The sequence below is a fragment of the Paenimyroides aestuarii genome, assembly GCF_024628805.1.
Lineage (GTDB): Bacteria > Bacteroidota > Bacteroidia > Flavobacteriales > Flavobacteriaceae > Flavobacterium > Flavobacterium aestuarii_A.
In genome coordinates, this window is record NZ_CP102382.1 from 1415655 (window position 1) to 1430786 (window position 15132).

At 35.1% G+C, this 15132-nt stretch carries 19 protein-coding genes; 11 read left to right on the plus strand and 8 right to left on the minus strand.

Annotated elements, in window-relative coordinates; genetic code table 11:
* Positions 1 to 172: 172 nt before the first annotated feature.
* From NPX36_RS06700 to NPX36_RS06725, 6 genes are all read left to right on the plus strand, one after another.
* Complete coding sequence (locus tag NPX36_RS06700) at positions 173 to 469, plus strand: hypothetical protein (protein ID WP_257500636.1); 297 nt, start codon at positions 173 to 175, stop codon at positions 467 to 469.
* A 5-nt stretch (positions 470 to 474) separates the two neighbouring features.
* Positions 475 to 951, plus strand: a complete 477-nt coding sequence (locus NPX36_RS06705) for a hypothetical protein (protein WP_257500637.1) — start codon at positions 475 to 477, stop codon at positions 949 to 951.
* 237 nt (positions 952 to 1188) lie between these two features.
* Positions 1189 to 1551, plus strand: coding sequence for a hypothetical protein (locus NPX36_RS06710; protein WP_257500638.1), 363 nt, complete (start codon positions 1189 to 1191; stop codon positions 1549 to 1551).
* Between the two features lie 441 nt (positions 1552 to 1992).
* A complete protein-coding gene (locus tag NPX36_RS06715) occupies positions 1993 to 2772 on the plus strand; it encodes a hypothetical protein (protein WP_257500639.1) in 780 nt (259 codons plus the stop codon).
* Between the two features lie 20 nt (positions 2773 to 2792).
* Entirely contained in the window at positions 2793 to 3347 is a 555-nt protein-coding gene (locus NPX36_RS06720) for an REP-associated tyrosine transposase (RefSeq protein WP_257500640.1), read from the plus strand.
* A gap of 176 nt (positions 3348 to 3523) precedes the next feature.
* Positions 3524 to 4501 carry a PQQ-binding-like beta-propeller repeat protein gene (locus NPX36_RS06725; protein WP_257500641.1) on the plus strand — a complete coding sequence of 326 codons (978 nt, stop codon included), beginning with the start codon at positions 3524 to 3526 and terminating at the stop codon, positions 4499 to 4501.
* A 290-nt stretch (positions 4502 to 4791) separates the two neighbouring features.
* Here NPX36_RS06725 and accC read toward each other — a convergent pair whose 3' ends face one another.
* The 6 genes from accC to pdxA form a co-directional block, all read right to left on the minus strand.
* The gene (gene accC / locus NPX36_RS06730) at positions 4792 to 6144 is read right to left on the minus strand and encodes an acetyl-CoA carboxylase biotin carboxylase subunit (RefSeq protein ID WP_257500642.1); all 1353 of its coding nucleotides are present in this window, start codon (positions 6142 to 6144) and stop codon (positions 4792 to 4794) included.
* A gap of 47 nt (positions 6145 to 6191) precedes the next feature.
* Positions 6192 to 6683 (minus strand): acetyl-CoA carboxylase biotin carboxyl carrier protein, encoded by a 492-nt coding sequence (gene accB / locus NPX36_RS06735; RefSeq protein ID WP_257500643.1) that lies wholly within the window; start codon positions 6681 to 6683, stop codon positions 6192 to 6194.
* 28 nt (positions 6684 to 6711) lie between these two features.
* Positions 6712 to 7713, minus strand: a complete 1002-nt coding sequence (locus tag NPX36_RS06740; RefSeq protein WP_257500644.1) for a beta-ketoacyl-ACP synthase III — start codon at positions 7711 to 7713, stop codon at positions 6712 to 6714.
* Positions 7714 to 7884: 171 nt separating this feature from the next.
* Positions 7885 to 8079: a 50S ribosomal protein L32 gene (rpmF, locus tag NPX36_RS06745; protein ID WP_091522482.1), complete on the minus strand. Its 195-nt coding sequence runs from the start codon at positions 8077 to 8079 to the stop codon at positions 7885 to 7887.
* Between the two features lie 9 nt (positions 8080 to 8088).
* Positions 8089 to 8682 (minus strand): YceD family protein, encoded by a 594-nt coding sequence (locus tag NPX36_RS06750; protein ID WP_257500645.1) that lies wholly within the window; start codon positions 8680 to 8682, stop codon positions 8089 to 8091.
* 71 nt (positions 8683 to 8753) lie between these two features.
* Positions 8754 to 9797 carry a 4-hydroxythreonine-4-phosphate dehydrogenase PdxA gene (gene pdxA / locus NPX36_RS06755; protein WP_257500646.1) on the minus strand — a complete coding sequence of 348 codons (1044 nt, stop codon included), beginning with the start codon at positions 9795 to 9797 and terminating at the stop codon, positions 8754 to 8756.
* A gap of 55 nt (positions 9798 to 9852) precedes the next feature.
* Between pdxA and NPX36_RS06760 the strand changes: the two genes are divergently transcribed.
* Positions 9853 to 10446, plus strand: a complete 594-nt coding sequence (locus NPX36_RS06760; protein ID WP_257500647.1) for a riboflavin synthase — start codon at positions 9853 to 9855, stop codon at positions 10444 to 10446.
* Positions 10447 to 10477: 31 nt separating this feature from the next.
* Here the strand turns inward: NPX36_RS06760 and NPX36_RS06765 are convergent, their stop codons facing one another.
* The gene (locus tag NPX36_RS06765) at positions 10478 to 11122 is read right to left on the minus strand and encodes a carbonic anhydrase (RefSeq protein WP_257500648.1); all 645 of its coding nucleotides are present in this window, start codon (positions 11120 to 11122) and stop codon (positions 10478 to 10480) included.
* Positions 11123 to 11359: 237 nt separating this feature from the next.
* On the minus strand, positions 11360 to 12283 hold the full coding sequence (locus NPX36_RS06770) for a LysR family transcriptional regulator (RefSeq protein WP_257500649.1): 924 nt from the start codon (positions 12281 to 12283) through the stop codon (positions 11360 to 11362).
* Between the two features lie 98 nt (positions 12284 to 12381).
* Between NPX36_RS06770 and NPX36_RS06775 the strand changes: the two genes are divergently transcribed.
* From NPX36_RS06775 to NPX36_RS06790, 4 genes are read left to right on the plus strand one after another with little or no spacing between them, the layout of a single operon-like run.
* On the plus strand, positions 12382 to 13818 hold the full coding sequence (locus NPX36_RS06775) for an NADP-dependent isocitrate dehydrogenase (RefSeq protein WP_257500650.1): 1437 nt from the start codon (positions 12382 to 12384) through the stop codon (positions 13816 to 13818).
* A gap of 21 nt (positions 13819 to 13839) precedes the next feature.
* Positions 13840 to 14016, plus strand: a complete 177-nt coding sequence (locus NPX36_RS06780) for a hypothetical protein (protein ID WP_257500651.1) — start codon at positions 13840 to 13842, stop codon at positions 14014 to 14016.
* Positions 14009 to 14290, plus strand: a complete 282-nt coding sequence (locus NPX36_RS06785) for a hypothetical protein (protein ID WP_257500652.1) — start codon at positions 14009 to 14011, stop codon at positions 14288 to 14290. The genes NPX36_RS06780 and NPX36_RS06785 overlap by 8 nt, the downstream gene beginning before the upstream one ends.
* A 2-nt stretch (positions 14291 to 14292) precedes the next feature.
* A complete protein-coding gene (locus NPX36_RS06790; RefSeq protein WP_257500653.1) occupies positions 14293 to 15129 on the plus strand; it encodes a DUF6671 family protein in 837 nt (278 codons plus the stop codon).
* The last annotated feature ends 3 nt before the right edge of the window (positions 15130 to 15132 follow it).

Here is a 15132-nt window from a genome sequence, read left to right on the forward strand (position 1 = left end):
AATTTTTTGGGGAATATTCACATTTATATTGATTATACCTGGTAGTATCTTGATTTTAAGAGGTTTAAAAAACTATACGTTCAAGATGAACGAAACGTTTATCTTATTGTTATTTATCATCCTCTTTTATTTTTTACTTAATTTTCTTAAACATATAAAAATTATAAATATTATGGACGGAAAGTTAAAATACTATTCTATTTTACAACCGTTCGGAAGAACTTTAAATTTAGAAGATTATATAGGAAAGGTTCTTTTAACAGAAATAGGGACAAGAGGAAGTTATAAAACAGTTTATTTGGTTAATGCTCAAAATAAAACTGCTTTCAAAATAATGGGGTTACATTATAAAAATTTTGATGAATTAAATAATGCAATACCACTTAAATTAATGAAATATCCATCGGGTGTCATGAATTATCTTAAGATTTTATTTTTTGAAAAAGTATCCTTAAATACTAAAAAGTAAGCCCTATGGCGCGGTTCTTGAGCGGGAATTGGCAACAACGACCCGAAGATTATAAATATAGTAGCGCTCCAGATTATGCAGATGAAAAAGGATTGTTAGACGGTTTTTCGTTTTTCAAAATTTTAAATTATGACCCACGCAAAGGGATTCGCGCGGAAACGGGGGGTTACAGCATGAAGTGTATAGCGATATTGCCAATTAAAAAAAGAGAAATTATGTTTTATATTTATACTTTATTGATTCCCATGGTCTTACTGTTGTTAGGGTTTTGGTTAACAAATACAAAGTTAAAAAAAATACGTGGTGTAGTCAATCTTATTTTCCAGATGATTCCTCACTTTTTTGGTTATGCTTTCTTCTTATATTTTTTGGAAGTGGAGGGTTTTATTAATAGTCCATGGGCTTTTTACACGATAATTTTCTATTTACTACCGATTTCAGCTATAATAATTATCCTTAAATTTTATTTTTACAAAAAATAAAATTTGCTCATCTGGTTAACAGTCTCTTTACAAACGTATGGAGGTGGTATTGTTGTAAAACTTTACAATCAGTGTTTGCTATTAATTTTATAGATTTGGAGTAGAATAATGTAAGAAATTGTTTAAAATGCAATAAAGCAGTTTTTAAAAATTGTATTGGATGTATATGGTACGAGTTAGAAGGTTGCGCTTTTGACATTTGATCCCATATATAATTCTTTTGATTAAATTATTTTTATGGATTTCTTTTTAATATTTAGTGGGCAAATTATCTTATATATCTTTTTGTTTAACAGAAAAATATTAGTTGATAAAAAGTATCAATTTATTTTTCTTTTCGCTTGTATAGTTCTATTTGCTTTAGGGGATATTCTACAAAATACAAATGTCAAAGGTGGAGAAGCATTGAAAATACCTCTTTTACAATGGGGTATATATAGAATTTTTTATTTCATTTTTGTGAAATTATATAAAAGAGAGCCAAAGGATACTTTTGGGAGTATGGATAAAACTTTAATGATTGACGGAGTATTTAATGCTTTATTTTGGTTTATAGCATTTATATTACCTCTCGCTTTAGTATTTACAAATAAAATATAATCTGATGGCGCTGATTTAAGGTGCAAATCCGAGCTATCGGGATGCAGGAACTGATAATATTTCAAATGTTACAATAATCCGGTAAAAGAGAAAGTGGTTGTAAATGCAGAAGATTATTATTTCAGTTCGGCACGTAATTATGCTGGTTTAGATAATGATCTGGAAATTGAGGTAGTGTTTATGGGGTAGATATAGGCACGGATTGCAAATCCGCGCCATCGGGTATGGTGGCTTACTACAATCTTACAGATACCCAAAAGAAAGACCCAACGGCAATAGCAAAGATTCAAAGAACTCCAAAAAACCGTTATCTATTATGGTATTGGCAATGGAAAAAGGCAAATACAAATATCAAATAATATGAGATATATAGTTTTAATTCTTACTTTAACCCTAAGTAGTTGCATGGCACAAAAAGGATTAATAAAAAATACTGAGAATATGGAAAATAAAGAATTTTTTAAAAAATTTGATTTTAACTTATGGGGTAACCGTTATTCTAATTTTAAAGAAAATAAACATGGTTATCTTTTAGAGGATGGCACTGAATTTATGCCTTATTATGGTTCTGTCGTGTTTTATGATGTGCTGCTTTCCCAACCATCTTTCTATACCACGCATTACGAATACTATAAAGAAAGTTGTGAGTTAAAATATTACGGCAAATATTTAGGTATATACAACGGAAGAAGTGATGTAAAGATAGGCATTTGGCGGTATTATGATGAAAACGGCATACTAACTAAAGAAGTAGATGAGGACAAAAAATTTGGAAAATTTAGTTATAATGAAGTCTTAGAGTTTCTAAATAAACAAAAAGAACTAACCACTTTTTTACAGGAAAAAAGAATTCTCAATCTACGTACAGGAGAAAATGCTGAAAATATATGGTATGAATTTAATGAAAAAACCCGCTTATGGACTATACAAGCATTCAATGACATTGCCCCAGACCAATGGCAAAGAGGTTGGCGTTATATCATCAATACAGATACAGGCAAACTCATCAAAAAAGAACGCATAAGTGATGATTCTTATTACCCAGACCCGGTTTTAGAAAAAATAAAAGATGAAGATGCAGCTCTAAAAAAAGCGGAACAGGAAAAAGGGATTGGGACATCATTAAAAGACATTGGTCATATTACAGAAGAAAAAAACATTTACCAAGTGTATAAGGGTAAAGCCTACTCCGATCGCGCGGATTTGCAATCCGTGCGCTAAATAAAAAATAAAAGTGTAGTGTGTCAACAAAATACAAAGCAACAGATAGTAGCAGTGCCTATTTTATAACCATAACAACAGTAGGTTGGGTAGATATTTTTACACGGCTAAATCAAAAAAATGTAATTATAGATGCATTAAGATATTGTCAAGAACATAAAGGTTTAGAAATCTATGCTTATGTTTTAATGCACAGTCATTTGCATTTGCTTTGTAAAAGTGCAGGAATCTTAACATTAGCAGAAATAATGCGAGATTTTAAAAAGTACACAAGTAAAAGAATAATAGAAACCATAATAAATGAGCCCGAAAGCAGAAGAGAATGGATGTTAAAATATTTTACCGAAGCTTGCGCACATTTAAAACGACCACAGCAATACAAAGTTTGGCAAGATGGCTACCATGCAGAATCTGTTTATTCTAATTCATTTATAAAAGAGAAGATAAATTACATTCATCAAAATCCGGTAAAAGAGAAAGTGGTTGTAAATGCAGAAGATTATTATTTCAGTTCGGCACGTAATTATGCAGATTTAGATAATGATCTGGAAGTTGAGGTAGTGTTTATCGGGTAGATATAGGCACGGATTGCAAATCCGCGCTATCGGGTTAAGAACCTTGAGTTGGACGATAACTTAGCAAAGAAATTACTACCTGGAGTAAGAAATCCAAATGCTATTAAACTGAAGCAGGAAATATTATCTCAGTTTGATGAGATATTTGAGTTAGTACCTAATCTTTAAAAAATAGTATGATACTGAAACATAAAATAGAAAATGTAAAGAAGATTCTATTGGTGAATAAAAGAATATTTACACAATCTTCACACAAAAATGATGAAATAGAAGGAATACATGTATCTGATGACTATTATCTGTTTAATGATTTACAAACAGTTTACAGATATCGTCAAAGTATATTGGAAGTATTTAGAGATAATTATGATGATTTTGTTGAGATAAATACAGATTCAAATGATTTACGTCAAAACTTAAGTAATGAAAATAAAATATTATTATTCTATTTATCAAGTGACGATATTGCAATTTATGATTTGAATAGTAGAAAAACAATTGAAACAATTTCTTTTGATAAAGACATAAGTGTATATGTTAAAAACGGTGTTATTGTAACGGAAGGAAAATCATATACTATCAAGAATATAATATCCTATTGGTCTCTAAAAAATATTAGTGAATCTCTTTGGAAACACACCTTACCCGAAGGCTTCAAAATCGTTGGTTCTGTACAAGTAATTGACAATGTGTTGTTTTTTATAGCTTATAAAGACAATCATTATCAATTGGTAACAGGTTTGGATATTGAAACAGGAACTATTTTGTATCAAAACCAATATGAGGTAACTAATGAAAATAATTTTGTTGTAGCAAAAAATCTTAATGAAGAAGATAAATTAATGTACGGATACGGACATGTTTATCAGGTATTAAACCCTAAAACAGGAGAGATAATTCTCCAAAAAGAGTTTAAAGAAAACAAAGAATATGATTTACTTCCAAGTATCAACTCTATTTATGACAACAAGCTTTGGTTTGTATCACGAAGAGGTAAAGAGGCAAAGTTTGGGGCAATCGATTTAGAAACATCAGAGATCGATTTTGTTCAAAGTTTTCCTTTAGAAAATGACGGACAATTTGATAAACCTGTTTTTCATCAAGGTAAAATATACCTGCATGATTCTAATAATGTTTTGTATGTTTTAGAGTAGGATTTTTAAATCTGTTATAAAAGTACCCGATCGCGCGGATTTGCAATCCGTGCATTAAAATAACCAAATAATGAAAAACAAGCTGTACATATTAATCACATTAATACTGTGTTTGCTAATGCAAACGCAACAGCTTGTTTATTCCCTACGCTGGCGCGGGCATCTTGCCCGAGCAATAAGCAATAAAACCAACAGCCTCTTTACAAACGTATAGAGACTGTTTTTTATAACAAAAGGAAAATACATAAAAGAAATAAAAAAAGCCGAGCATACACTCGGCTTTTGTAATATTAGTTTTCTACAGGTTTCTGAATTTTAAATGATTCCATAAACGCTGTGGTATAGTTTCCGGCAATATAGTCTGGATTGTCCATTAACTGGCGGTGGAAAGGAATAGTGGTTTTAATACCTTCAATCACAAACTCGTCTAACGCACGTTTCATTTTGCTAATTGCTTCTTCGCGGGTTTGCGCTGTTGTTATCAACTTCGCAATCATTGAATCGTAGTTAGGTGGAATGGTGTATCCTGAATACACATGCGTATCTAAACGAACACCGTGCCCTCCTGGAGCGTGCAATGTGGTGATTTTTCCAGGTGACGGACGAAAATCGTTGAATGGATCTTCGGCATTAATACGGCATTCAATAGAGTGTAATTGCGGTAAATAATCTTTACCCGAAATAGGCACTCCGGCAGCCACCAAAATCTGCTCGCGGATTAAATCATAGTCAATTACCTGCTCGGTGATAGGGTGCTCTACCTGAATACGTGTGTTCATTTCCATAAAATAGAAATTACGGTCTTTATCCACTAAAAACTCAATGGTTCCCGCACCTTCATATTTAATGTATTCAGCCGCTTTTACAGCTGCTTCACCCATTTTTAAACGCAATTCATCTGTCATGAAAGGCGATGGTGTTTCTTCTGTTAATTTTTGGTGGCGACGCTGAATGGAACAATCGCGTTCTGATAAGTGACATGCTTTTCCGTACGAATCACCCACTACTTGAATTTCGATATGGCGTGGATCAACAATTAGTTTTTCCATATACATTCCATCGTTTCCAAAAGCTGCCGCTGCTTCTTGGCGTGCACTTTCCCACGCTTTTTGAAGTTCGTCTTCTTTAAAAATTTCGCGCATACCTTTACCACCACCTCCGGCAGTAGCCTTCATCATAACTGGATAGCCAATTTCTTTGGCCACTTTCTTTGCATGTTCTAAAGACTCTAACAAACCGTCTGATCCGGGAACCGTTGGTACACCCGCTGCTTTCATAGTTTCTTTTGCAGTGGCTTTGTCGCCCATTTTATCAATCATTTCGGGCGATGCACCGATGAATTTGATACCGTGTTTTTGGCATAAATCCGAAAATTTTGCATTTTCAGACAAGAAACCATAACCCGGGTGAATAGCATCTGCATTGGTAATTTCGGCAGCTGCAATAATGTTCGACATTTTTAAGTATGATTGCGCACTTGGGGCAGGTCCAATACATACTGCTTCGTCTGCAAAACGCACGTGTAAACTGTCTGCATCGGCAGTGGAATAAACCGCAACGGTTTTAATACCCATTTCTTTGCAAGTTCTAATCACACGCAAAGCGATTTCGCCGCGGTTTGCAATTAATATTTTTTTAAACATTTGTTTTTAGTTTTAATGAAACAATGTGTTTTTTGAAACCTTGTTTATTAAGCTGGATCAACTAAAAATAATGGTTGGTCAAACTCTACTGGAGAAGAGTCGTCAACTAAAACTTTTACGATTTTTCCTGATACTTCTGATTCAATTTCATTAAAAAGCTTCATAGCTTCAATTACACACAATACGTCACCTGCTTTGATGGAAGCTCCCACTTCTACAAACGCAGGTTTGTCTGGCGATGGTTTGCGGTAGAATGTTCCAATAATTGGTGATTTTACAGTGATGTATTTAGAATCATCTGTTGCTTCTGCAGCAGGCGCGGCAGGTGCTTCAGCAGGCGTTGGTGTTGCTACGGGTGCAGCAGCTTGCATTTGCGGCATAGAAACCGGAATGTGCTGTACATAGTTTCCGTTGTCTGCTGTATCGTTTTCAGTAGTTGTTTTAATGGTGATTTTAAAATCGTCCATTTCTAATTTTACTTCAGTAGCTCCTGATTTTGCTACAAATTTGATTAGATTTTGAATTTCCTTGATATCCATATAATTCTAAATTTGTTGTTCTTTATGTTTAATTATTATTTGTGTAAGCCCATTTAAGGTAAATAGCACCCCAAGTGAATCCGCCGCCAAATGACGCCAATATTAAGTTGTCGCCTTCTTTTAGTTCGTTTTCAAAATCGGCTAATAATAGGGGTAAAGTTGCCGATGTGGTGTTGCCGTATTTGTGAATGTTCACCAATACTTTATCTTCATTTAAACCCATTCTATGTGCGGTAGCATCAATAATGCGTTTGTTTGCTTGGTGCGGTACTAACCAGTTAATGTCGTCGTGGGTTAGGTTGTTGCGTTGCATGATTTGCTCGCTCACATCTGCCATGCCAGAAACGGCATATTTAAAAACGGTTTTTCCGTCTTGGTGCACAAAGTGTTGTTTGTTTTTTACGGTTTCTTCCGATGGCGGTAATAAAGAACCTCCGGCTTCAATCTTTAAAAATTCACGACCAATACCGTCGCTTCTTAATATCTCATCTTGTAAACCAAGACCTTCTGTGTTGGGTTCTAATAAAACTGCACCGGCTCCATCGCCAAAAATAATGCAAGTGGCACGGTCGGTATAATCAATAATAGACGACATTTTATCGGCACCTATTAATAACACTTTTTTATACCTGCCCGATTCCACATAGGCTGTTGCTGTTGATAAACCATAAAGAAAGCTAGAGCAGGCTGCTTGCAAATCGTATGAAAAGGCATTCACTGCGCCAATTTGTGTAGCCACATACACACCGGTTGATGCTACGGGCATATCGGGTGTGGTGGTTGCCATTACAATTAAATCGATTTCTTTAGGATCCAATCCGGTTTTTGCAATTAAGTTTTCTGCTGCTTTAATTGCCATAAAGGAGGTGCCTTTATCTTTATCTTTTAAGATTCGGCGTTCTTTGATACCTGTACGCGATGTGATCCATTCGTCGTTTGTATCAACCATTGTTTCTAATACTTCATTAGACAACACGTATTCTGGTACATATTTACCAACCGCTGTTATGGCTGCTGTAATCTTTGTCATAAGGGACTAACTTAATGTTCAAAAAAGTTGAAAAAGTGGTGAAAATTACAAAAAAAATAGCAAATAGCATCATTTTTAATCAAAAAAAGCTTTTTTGGGTGTAATTTGCATTGGTTTTAAACTAAAAAGCTCTCGCATTGCGAGAGCTTTTTTTGCTATTTTTAATATAAATTAAGCTACAGCTTCGGTTTTATCTACTAAAACTTGTCCTCTGTAGTATAATTTTCCTTCATGCCAGTATGCTCTGTGCATTAAGTGTGCTTCACCAGTTACTGCGCAAGTTCCAATTGTTGGAGCCACCGCTTTGTAATGTGTTCTTCTTTTATCTCTTCTTGTTTTCGAGGTTTTTCTTTTAGGATGTGCCATCTTACAATATTATTTATCCGTTAATAGTTTTTTTAATTTATCCCAGCGCGGGTCTGTTTCTTTATTATTGTCCGAATTTTCATCGGGTTCGCTCTCGTTTGTTTCGTCTTCTGAAAAATCGTCTTCGTTTATCATTTCTAAATCATCACTATCTAAAAAATCTAAATCGTCGCCTAATTCTTCTTCGTCGTTTGTTGCAATATCGGGATGTACTCTTTTGTACGGAACCGATAGTACAATCATTTCGTAAATATACTGTGCAACATTTACCTGAAATTCTCCGTGGGGCAAAATTAATAAATCTTCATTTTCATCATTAAATGTGTCGCCAAATTTCACTAAAATTTTTAAATTTCCTTCAATAGGTAAATCAAAATCTTCGTTTGTAACGTCGCAAGGTACATTTACTGTGCCTTTGTGTGAAAAATCGAGCTCTAACATGGTTTGCTTTTTTAGCAAATCTACAGTTACCTGTAGGTTAGTGCTGTTAAATTCACTGTAATTGAATAGATTGAAAAAATCATTTTCAATAGTGTATTCAAATCGATGTGTTCCTTGTTTTAATCCAGAAAACTGAATTAAAAAATCTTTTTCATTTATCATAGCCATCTATTTGAGCGTGCAAAGATATAAAAATAATTTAATTACAAACAGTTATCACTATTTTTTTGTTGTTAAATAGTTGAAACTTTTAAAGGGTTTGCTGTGCTTTGCAAATACTCGTTTTTGTTTTTGTAAATATCTAAAGCGGTGTACACTGCATTTTTAAACGATGTGCAATCGGCAGTTCCTTTGCCCGCTATGTCATACGCTGTGCCGTGATCAGGCGATGTGCGAATTTTGTTTAAACCTGCCGTATAGTTTACTCCTGTTCCAAAGGTAAGGGTTTTAAAAGGAATTAATCCTTGATCGTGGTAACATGCCACTACGGCATCAAAATTTTTGTGTTGTTCCGATCCAAAAAAGGCATCGGCAGAATAGGGACCATACACAATAATATTTTCATCAAACAATTCTTTCACGGTTTGTATAATGAAATTTTGCTCTTCCATACCAATGATGCCGTTGTCACCACTGTGCGGGTTTAGCCCAAGCAAAGCAATACGTGGTTTAATCACGTTAAAATCTTGTATCAATGATTGGTTAATGGTGCGTACTTTTTGCTTGATTAAATCGGAGGTGATGTGCTGCGACACGTTTTGCAAAGGAACATGATCGGTTACTAACCCCACTTTAATGGCATCGCTCACCATGAACATTAATGCATTGCCTTCTAATTCTTGATTTAAATAATCGGTGTGCCCCGGAAATTTAAAATCGTTCGATTGAATGTTGTATTTATTGATTGGTGCTGTTACCAAAGCATCGATTTCATCGTTTTTTAAGGCATCGGTTGCTGCGATAAACGATTTTATGGCATATTGACCCACCGTATCGTCTAAAGTTCCAAAATCTAAATTCACCCCTTCTTTCCAAACATTCAATACATTAAATTTTCCTTTTTGGATTTGATCTAATGCGTCAATTCCATGAATATTTGTGGTGCAGTTTACTACCTTTTTTATGAAAGATAACAGTTTGGCATTTCCAAAAACAACCGGCGTACAAAATTCCATCATGCGCTGGTCTTCAAAAGTTTTTAAGATTACTTCAGGACCAACGCCGTTCATATCGCCAATAGAAATACCTAATATAATATTTTCGTCTTTTTTAAACATGCGTTGTGCTAATTATTGCTAATTTTGTTACAAATTTAGTAAAATTATTCTACTTATGTTTACTGGTATTATTGAAACTCTTGGAGTTATCAAAAAAATAACGCACGACCAAACCAATCTACACCTTTATATAGAAAGTGTTTTTACCTCACAATTGCGAATTGATCAAAGTGTGGCACACAATGGTGTGTGTTTAACGGTGGTTGAAATTGCTGGGGATGTGTATAAAGTTACTGCTATTAAAGAAACTGTTGATGTTACCACGATTGGCTTGTGGAAAGAAGGCGATTTGGTGAATTTGGAACGCGGAATGCCTATGAATGCACGCTTAGATGGTCATATTGTACAAGGACATGTTGATGGCACCGCAGTGCTTACAAAAATAGAAGAAGTGGGTGGAAGTACCTATTTTAGTTTTGAATACAACGAACAATTAAAACATGTAACAATTGATAAAGGATCCATTACGATTGATGGAACCAGTTTAACGGTTGTGAATTCGGGGATTAATACGTTTAGCGTAGCCATCATTCCTTATACATTGGAACACACACTTTTTAAAACCTATAAAGTAGGAACCAAAGTAAATCTGGAATTTGATGTGATTGGAAAATATGTAACCAAGCTGATGCAGGTTGGTTTAAAGTAAAAAAAAATCAGGTTTTTAGCCTGATTTTTTCTTATTTATACGAAAACACTTCGCTTAAAGCATCGTTGCTTGTATAGGTGCAGTTTTGATCGATTAATTCGCCCGAACCAATATTAATCACCATACCATGCACTGCCAATGGTTGCCCATTTTTCCAAGCATTTTGAACAATCGATGTTCGGCACAAATTGGTAACTTGTTCCTGCACGTTGAGTTCTACCAAACGATCGGTTTTTTGTTGCAAATCCGTGATGCTGTCTATTTCTGTTGCATTTAAACGATACACATCTTTAATATGTTGCAGCCAATTGTCAATAATTCCGAATTGTGAACTGCTCAATGATGCAGCTACTCCACCACAACCATAGTGTCCGGCAACAATAATATGTTTTACTTTTAAAACGTTTACCGCATAATCTAATACCGAAAGCATGTTCATGTCTGAGTGCACACACACATTGGCAATGTTTCTGTGTACAAAAACTTCTCCGGGTTTAGTACCTGTAATTTCGTTGGCAGGTACGCGGCTGTCTGCACAACCAATCCATAATATTTCCGGGTTTTGTCCTTTTGCTAATTGCTGAAAACGCCCTGATGTATCGTTTTTTACAAAATCTACCCACTCTTTATTACCTTGGATGATTTTGCTAAAACTTGTATTTAAATCGTTACACATAAATAGATATTTTTAGCGAATTTATACAAAAAAAAAGGAATAACTGGTAAAAAAGTGTTTTTCATTTGTTTATTATTCGGTCTCATCATTTTATTATTTAATGAAGAAACAGATTGGAGTGAATACACTTTTAATGCTGTTATTTGATTAATATTTGTGTTTATTATTTGATTATCAAGTGTTTAATTTAACAAAAAAGCAATCTGTATTTTTAATATACTGATATTTAGATATTTATTAATACTTTTCATACCACCTAAATGTGTCGTGGGCAATAGTTTCTTTTTCTTTTTGCAGGAATTCTAAAAATGCTTCAGAAACCGGACTGTGTCTTTTCTCTTTAAGCCAGATGAGGCTCCAGTTGGTTTTAATGGGTAAGCCTTTCATTGGGATAATTTGTAACTCTTTATTCCGCAGCTCGTTTCTGATTCCTATAAGTGGCATTATTGAAAACCCTAAACCTGCTAACAAAGCCTGTTTTACCGCTTCGTTGGAGGTGAGCTCCATTTTTTTGAGTACAGAAATATGGTTTTGGTTAATAAATTTTTCCATTGTTTGTCGGGTTCCCGAACCTTTTTCCCGAAATATTAAAGGCAGACTTTCAAAAAAATCTTTTACGTTTGCCTGAATTTCCACGTTTCGCTGCGCATTTCCTACCAAGAAAAGTTTGTTTTGCAGCAAGTCTAATTTTTCAATGCTTAAATTTTTAGGCAATATGGAAACCAGCGCAAAATCTACCTCGTTATTTTCCAGACTTTCTATTACTTTTTGTTTGTTGGTCACATCCATTTCCAGCTCAATTCCGGGATGTTGCTGCATAAATTGGCTTAGAAAATAAGGCATTACATATTTTCCGGTAGATACTACAGAAATTTTCAATCTGCCTGTAAGTTGCCCTTTATAAGCCATCGTTTTATAATTAATGGCGTGTACCTGTTGAATAATTACTTCGGCTGCTTTGGCTATTTCTTTGCCAAAATCGGTAATGTAAATTTTTCTGCCAATGACCTCAGTAAGCGGAATATTAAACTGATCCTGAAAGTTTTTTAGTTGGATGGAAACCGCTGGCTGCGTGAGGTGTAACTCTTCCGAAGCTTTGGTAACGCTCTCTGTTTGTACAATTTTTAGGAATATCTGCAATTGATTTAACGTGTAATTCATAAAATATATTTATATAAAACATTACAAAAATAAATAAAAATTTATGAATTGCATTTCTCAAATTTGTCATTAGAAATAACAATCTAAAAAATTAGACAATGAAAAGAATTACAGTAGCCAAAGGTGACGGTATAGGTCCGGAAATTATGGATGCAACCCTGAAAATAATTTTAGCAGCAGGAGCACAATTGGAAATTGATGAAATAGAAATTGGCGAGAAAGTATATCTGTCTGGAAATACTTCTGGAATTTCTTCCGAAAGCTGGGATATTATCAGAAGAAATAAAATTTTCCTGAAAGCCCCTATCACCACTCCTCAAGGCGGAGGATACAAAAGCCTGAATGTAACCACCAGAAAATTTTTAGGATTGTACGCCAACGTAAGACCCTGCACAAGTCTGCACCCTTTCGTAAGTACCAAACATCCGGTAATGGATATGGTGATTGTGAGAGAAAACGAAGAAGATCTGTATGCAGGAATTGAACATCAACAGACCGATGAGGTGATACAATGTTTGAAACTCATCAGCAGACCGGGTTGCGAAAAAATTGTAAGATATGCTTTTGAATATGCAAAACAGCAAAACCGCAAAAAGGTAACCTGCTTTAGCAAAGATAATATTATGAAACAAACTGACGGATTGTTTCACCAGGTGTTCAATGAAATTGCAAAAGAATATCCCGAAATTGAAAATGAACACTGGATTGTTGATATAGGTGCCGCAAAAGTGGCAGATACACCAGAAGATTTTGATGTAATTGTGATGCCAAATTTATACGGAGACATCATCAGCGATATAGCAGCACAAATTACAGGTTCTGTTGGTTTAGCGGGCTCTGCAAATATCGGCGAAGAATGTGCTATGTTCGAAGCTATTCACGGTTCTGCACCTAACATTGCAGGGCAGAACGTTGCCAACCCTTCGGGTTTATTGCAGGGAGCGGTAATGATGCTGAACCATATCGGACAAAACGGGGTAGCCGAAAAAGTACACAATGCTTGGCTGAAAACGCTGGAAGACGGTATTCATACCCAAGATATTTTCAGCGATGAAACCAGTAAGCAAAAAGTAGGAACCCAAGCGTTTGCCGATGCCGTAATTGCTAATCTGGGACAAAAACCAGCTCAGCTAAAACCGGTGCATTATGCCAACAATGCGGTAATGAATCTTCCAAAATACCAGAGAAAACCTTCTGCAAAAAAAGAATTGGCGGGAGTAGATGTTTTCGTGCATTGGAGCGGCACAGACCCTAATGAATTGGCAGATAAAATAAAAAAAATTGAAACAGAAGGCATTCAACTTACAATGATTACCAACCGAGGTATTAAAGTGTGGCCCGATGGTTTTAAAGAAACGTTTTGCACCGATCATTGGAGATGCAGATTTAAACCTGCCGAAAATCAGGAAATTCAGAAAGCACACATAGTTCAAATATTGCAAAAAGCCTTAGAACAGGAAGTGGATACCATTAAAACTGAGAATCTGTACAACTTTGATGAAAAAGCCGCTTATTCTCTGGGGCAGGGACAATAAAAATCATTTAAAATAATTTTTATGATAACTAAAAATCTAAGTCTTGCCCTAACATTAGTATTAATGACTGTGGTGCTGTTGCTGGGAATATTCATCGAAAATACCATTTACAGCTACTTGTTTGTTGTGCTGGCTATTGTTATCGGAGCAGATTGTATCCAAAAATTTTCACCCCAAAATAATAAAGACAATGAATAATTTAGAAAAATTGACCCTTATAGAAGGGAACTTTACCACAGAAGAAGCCAAAGAAATTTTGCAGAATATTTTTACCACCAAAATCAGGTTTCACGAGCATAAAAATTTCAGCAGTATGGAGCGTTTTGGCAAAGATGATGAAACTGCGGTAGCCAGAATTCCGGAGCTAAAAAAAGAATTGCAACGGCTGAACGAAATTTTCACTTGGGCGCAACAGCATCATAAGAGGCTGCATTTATCATCTGAAATTCATATTTCTTTTATTGAAGAATAAATATGTTTGAAGGAAGAACCCTGCTTATTGCCACCAAACATCAAAAAGAAAAGGTGATTGCCCCCATTTTTGAAAAAGCTTTTGGGGTAAAATGTATTGTTTCGCAGCAGTTTGATACAGATGTTTTAGGAACATTTACAGGCGAAGTAGCACGCGAAAACGATCCAATTACTACAGTAATAGAAAAATGCAGAGCAGCGATGAGTTTGGAAAACTGCGATTTGGTTATTGCCAGCGAAGGTTCGTTTGGAGCGCATCCCAGTGTGTTTTTTGCTTCGGCAGACGAAGAGTTTCTGGTGTTGTTGGATGAAAAAAATAAGCTGGAAATTATAGCCCGAGAAATAAGTTTGGAAACCAATTTTGCAGGGGCGGAAGTGGCAACAGAAAGAGATTTGTTGGAGTTTGCTGCCAAAGCAGGTTTTCCGCAGCATGGCTTAATTATTAGAAAAGAAGCGCAGGATGCTACGCATTTGGTAAAAGGAATTACAGATGAAACTACACTGCTCAATAGTTTTAAAGAATTTCAACAACTATACGAAAAAGCCTTTGTAGAAACCGATATGCGAGCAATGTACAATCCTACTAGAATGAGGGTGATAGAAAAAACCGCAAAAAAGCTGGTAGAAAAAATCAAACGCAACTGCCCCAATTGCCAAACACCGGGTTTTGACATTACTGAAGCCGTGAAAGGCTTGCCTTGCGAGTTATGTGGTTTTTCTACCAGAAGTACGCTGAGTTACATTTATTCTTGTAAAAAATGTGATTATCAAACTGAGGAAAAATATCCGCATCAAAAGCAACTGGAAGATCCTATGTATTGCGACTTCTGCAATCCTTAATGA